5 protein-coding genes are annotated in these 4610 nt (G+C 71.4%); 3 read left to right on the forward strand and 2 right to left on the reverse strand.

All coding sequences use genetic code 11. The annotated features are described in order from the left end of the window. Window positions 1-75: 75 nt before the first annotated feature. The 3 genes from ACFTZL_RS41360 to ACFTZL_RS41370 are packed head-to-tail and all read left to right on the forward strand — an operon-like array spanning window position 76 to window position 1766. Window positions 76-483, forward strand: coding sequence for a hypothetical protein (locus tag ACFTZL_RS41360; protein WP_382489600.1), 408 nt, complete (start codon window positions 76-78; stop codon window positions 481-483). 12 nt (window positions 484-495) lie between these two features. After that, a complete protein-coding gene (locus ACFTZL_RS41365) occupies window positions 496-990 on the forward strand; it encodes a thiol-disulfide oxidoreductase DCC family protein (RefSeq protein WP_382594686.1) in 495 nt (164 codons plus the stop codon). Between the two features lie 32 nt (window positions 991-1022). Further along, a complete protein-coding gene (locus ACFTZL_RS41370) occupies window positions 1023-1766 on the forward strand; it encodes a TetR/AcrR family transcriptional regulator (RefSeq protein ID WP_382594689.1) in 744 nt (247 codons plus the stop codon). 34 nt (window positions 1767-1800) lie between these two features. Here ACFTZL_RS41370 and ACFTZL_RS41375 read toward each other — a convergent pair whose 3' ends face one another. Together ACFTZL_RS41375 and ACFTZL_RS41380 are read right to left on the reverse strand one after the other, a co-directional pair. Beyond that, entirely contained in the window at window positions 1801-3342 is a 1542-nt protein-coding gene (locus tag ACFTZL_RS41375; RefSeq protein ID WP_382594692.1) for an ABC transporter substrate-binding protein, read from the reverse strand. 218 nt (window positions 3343-3560) lie between these two features. Next, window positions 3561-4610: metallophosphoesterase (locus ACFTZL_RS41380; protein WP_382594695.1), on the reverse strand; the 1050-nt coding region annotated here is incomplete at its 5' end.

Below are 4610 nucleotides of genomic sequence, written 5' to 3' on the forward strand. Positions count from 1 at the left end.
GTGTTGAACACGTTCAAAAAAGGGTCTACAGTCTCCCTCGACAGCGTTTTGAACGTGTTCAAGAAGGGTGGGGCAATGGACCGCACGGTCATCGCCTACGTCATCTACCTGCTGGTCAGCGTCGGGTTGACCATCTGGGTGGCTCGCACGCTCAGCCGGAACGGGAAGGTCTTCCTCGCCGATGTGCTGCACGGCAACGAGAAGCTCGCCGATGCCGTCAACCACCTTCTGGTGGTCGGCTTCTATCTCGTCAACCTCGGGTTCGTCGCGCTGTATCTGAGCGGCGACGAGACCATCACCGACACGCGCGGCGTCTTCGAGGCCCTGTCGACCAAGCTCGGCGTCGTACTGCTGGTGCTCGGCGTGATGCACCTGGCCAACGTCTATGTGCTGAACCGGATCCGGCGGCGGGGTGTGATGGAGCGGGAGCAGGTGCCGCCCGTGCCGCCGCAGGGCTGGGCGGCCCCGTCGGCCCGGGCCTGAGCGGAGGCCCGGGTGAACGCCACCGCACCGGTCCGCCGGCTCACCGTCCTGTACGACGCCGAGTGCTCCCTGTGCGCGTTCCTGCGCGACTGGCTCCTGCGGCAGGCACAGCTCGTGCCGCTGGAGCTGGTCCCGGCCGCCTCCGAGGAGGCCCGGCGGCGCTTTCCCGGACTCGACCACGGCGCCACCCTCGACGAGATCACCGTCGTCGGCGACGCCGGCCAGGTCTACCTGGGGCCCGCCGCCTGGGTCGTCACCCTGTGGGCGCTGCGCGAGCACCGGCCGCTCGCCCACCGGCTGAGCACCCCGTCCGGCGCCCTGCTCGCCAAGGGCGCGGTGCTCGCCGCCGCCAAGTGGCGCGGGGGGCAGTGGCACCAGGGGCCGCGGGGCGGGGCGCAGTGGGGCGGCCGGGTGTACCGGCGCGCGGACGGGTGGGCGTACGACCCGGACGCCGGCTGGACCTACAACGCGCCGGGCTGCGCCGACGGCACCTGCGCCCCTCGGTAGCCGCACCGGTGCTGACGTTAGGCTCTCTTCCCGTGTCCGCGAAGAACGACGGCCCCGACGACGGCGCCACCCCCACGAAGTCCGAGCAGACCCGCGCCCTGATCCTGGAGACGGCCATGCGGCTGTTCCAGGAGCGCGGCTACGACAAGACGACGATGCGGGCCATCGCCCAGGAGGCCGGGGTCTCCGTCGGCAACGCGTACTACTACTTCGCGGGCAAGGAGCACCTGATCCAGGGCTTCTACGACCGGATCGCCGCCGAGCACCAGGTGGCGGTCCGAGAGATCCTGGACCGGGAGACCGACCTGGAGGCACGGCTCGCGGGTGTCCTGCGGACCTGGCTGGACATCGCCGCCCCCTACCACGAGTTCGCGGTGCAGTTCTTCAAGAACGCCGCCGACCCGGACAGCCCGCTCAGCCCCTTCTCCCCCGAGTCGGAGCACGCGCGCGTGGAGGCCATCAGCGTCCACCGGGAGGTGCTGGCGGGGGCGACCAAGACGAAGGTGCCCGAGGAACTGCGGGACATCCTTCCCGAGTTGATGTGGCTGTCCCAAATGGGACTCGTCCTGTACTGGATCTTCGACCGTACGGAGGGGCGGGAGCGCAGCTACCGGCTCGCGGAGCGCGGTGCCCGGCTCACCTCGCGGGGCGTCGCCCTGGCCCGCTTCCGGGTGCTGCGGCCCCTGGTGCGGGAGGTCCACGAGCTGTTCACGGACTTCCTGCCGGGCATGACGCGGGCGATCCCGGACCCGGCGGCGCGCCGCACCGAGTCCTAGGCCGCGGACATGACCCAGGGCCGCGCAGGGCACCTCAGAGCCTTGTGAGGCTCCAGAGGCGGAAGACGCCCGTGCCGTCCGAGAGGTACTGGCCGCCGCCGATGTCCTCGGTGGTGACGACGTACTCCTTCGCCTGCCACAGCGGGAGCACCGGCACGTCCTGCGCGACGGTCTGCTGCACCTCGCGGAAGTCCCGGTCGGCTTCGCCGCGGTCGGCGTAGCGCTGGCTGTCCTTGATGAGCCGGTCCACGGTCTTGCTGCTGTAGCCGGTGTTCATGGCGCTGCCGGTGCCGACGAGCGCGGCGCCGAAGGTGTCCGGGTCGGGGAAGTCGGCGACCCAGCCGACGGCGTACGCGTCGAGTTTGCCGGTCGCCCACCGCTTCTGGAAGTCGGTCCACTCGTAGCCCTGGAGAGTGACCTTGAAGAGCCCGCTCGCCTCCAGCTCCCGCTTGATCTCGGCGCCTTCCTGGGCACCGGCGCCGCGGCCCTTGGCGTAGCCGTAGGTGATGCGGACCGGCAGGCTCACGCCGGCTTTGGTGAGCAACTGCCGTGCCTTCTTCGCGTCCTGCTCGGGGTAGTCGTCGAAGAACGAGGCGGTGTGGCCGGTGATGCCCGCCGGGATCAGGGAGTACAGGGGGTCGACGGTGCCGTCGTAGACGGTGGCGGCCAGTCGCTCGCGGTCGATCAGCCAGGCCATGGCCTGGCGGACCTCGGGGTTGTGCAGGGGCTTGCCCGAGCGGGTGTTGAAGTACAGGTTGCGGGTCTCGGAGCCGTCCGCCTCGAAGACGCGCTGGGCGGGGTCGCTGGGGTTCAGGGCGGCGAGGACCTGGGGCGGTAGCTGGCGGGTCGCGACCTCGACCTGCCTGTCCTTCCAGGCGGTGTCGAGCGCGTCGGGAGTGTCGTAGTAGCGCAGCTCGACGGAGCGGTCCGCGCCATTCTTGACGGCGCCCTGGTAGCCGGCGTTGGGCGCGAGGACCGCCCTGTCGTTCTTCGTGTAGGAGGTGAGGGTGTACGGGCCGGTGCCGTCGACAGCGTTGTCGGTGCGCAGCCCGGCGGCCGGGTACGCGGTGTGGTCGACGATCGAGCCGGCGCCGGTGGCCACCTTGAACGGGAAGGTCGCGTCGGGCGAGGACAGGTGGAAGGTGACGGTCAGCCGGTCGGCGCTCACCGAACCGAGGGTGTCGAGCAGAGGCGCCGGGCCGACGGGCGACTTGATCTTCAGGATCCGGTCGAAGGAGTACTTCACGTCCTCGGCGGTCATCGTCCGGCCGCTCGGGAAGGTGAGGCCGGAGCGCAGGTCGCAGCGGTACGTCGTCAGGTCTCCGCCGGCGAACGCGCAGCTCTTCGCCGCGTCCGGTACGGGTGCGGTGCCGCCCGGCGTGAAGGTCAGCAGCGACTGGAAGACGTTGCTGAACAGCGCCCAGGAGCCGGCGTCGTAGGCGCCGGCCGGGTCGAGCGAGGTGACGGCGTCCGTCGTGCCCACCGTGATGGTCCTGCCGTCGCTCTTCGACGGCAGGAACTGCCAGGCGCCCACGCCCACGGCCGCCAGGACGAGCAGCCCCGCGAGTATCCGCATGCGAACCGATCGCATCGGCCTTGCCCTCCCCAGACCCCTTTGGGCCCTTGTGCCGGTGCCACACCCCTTCGTGGCGGCCTCACACAATCACAGGTTTTTGACCCCGGGGAAGAGAGTTCTGCCGAGTTGGGAAAGAACTTACCGATGGGCGATTCGGTCCGGTTTCACAGCGTTCTCACAGGGTGAGGCGCAGAGGGGACGCACAGGGGGCTGCTCGGTCAGGCCTGCTTCGACGCCAGCTCGATGAGCGTGATGTCCGACGGTGCGCCGACCCGGGTGGGCGGGCCCCAGGCGCCCGCGCCGCGCGAGACGTAGAGCTGGGTGTCGCCGTAGCGCTCCAGGCCCGCGAGGGTCGGGTTGGCGGCGGAGGCGATGAGGTTGCCGGGCCAGAGCTGGCCGCCGTGGGTGTGGCCGGAGAGCTGGAGGTCCACGCCGTGTTCGACGGCGTCGTGGATCTGGACGGGCTGGTGGGCGAGCAGCACGCACGCGCGTGCGGTGTCCCGGTCGCCGAGCGCCCGGGCGAAGTCGGGACCCTGGCCCTCCTCCTCGCCCGAGACGTCGTTGACTCCGGCCAGGTCGAAGTACGGGAGCTCCCTGCGGGCGTTCTCCAAGGGGTTGAGGCCCAGGCGCCGGACTTCTTCGATCCACTGTTCGGCGCCGGAGAAGTACTCGTGGTTGCCGGTGACGAAGTAGGACCCGTGACGGGCCCTCAGCTGGGCCAGCGGTGCCGCGGCGGGGCCGAGGTCCTTGACGCTGCCGTCGACCAGGTCGCCGACGACCGCGATCAGGTCGGGCTGGGTCGCGTTGATCGTGTCGACGACCGTCTGCGCGAAGCCGCGGCCCAGGACCGGGCCGAGGTGGACGTCGCTGACCACCGCGATCCGGAACCCGTGCGCCGCGCGCGGCAGCTTGGCCAGCGGCACGGTGACCCGTTTCACCTTCGGCCCCCGCAGCACGCCGTACGTCCCGTACCCCACGGTCCCGACAGCGGCGGCCGCGGCGGCCCCGGCGACGACGCGCGAGACGAAGAGGCGGCGGGAGGGGCCGGTGGGGGCGGGGGCAGGTGTGGTGTCGGTGGTGCCGGTGAGGGCGAGCGGCTGCGGGGTGGCTTCCGGGGCGTCGGGGGTGAGGTCCGTCAGGGGGTGGGGCTCGGTGGCGGAGGCGGTCGCTCCGCCGCGGAGACCGGCCTGCGCGGCGGCAGCCGCCGCTACACCGGGCGCGGCGGCGCCGACGCCCGCCTGCGGATCGGCCGCCGTCCCGGCATCGGC

This window comes from Streptomyces sp. NPDC056948 (genome assembly GCF_042674225.1).
Taxonomy (GTDB): Bacteria; Actinomycetota; Actinomycetes; order Streptomycetales; family Streptomycetaceae; genus Streptomyces; species Streptomyces purpurascens.

Bases quoted from the DNA above. Each gene is read 5' to 3' on its own strand.
- ACFTZL_RS41375 (WP_382594692.1), bottom strand. From the start codon at position 3,342: ATGCGGATACTCGCGGGGCTGCTCGTCCTGGCGGCCGTGGGCGTGGGC.
- ACFTZL_RS41360 (WP_382489600.1), top strand. From the start codon at position 76: ATGGACCGCACGGTCATCGCCTACGTCATCTACCTGCTGGTCAGCGTC.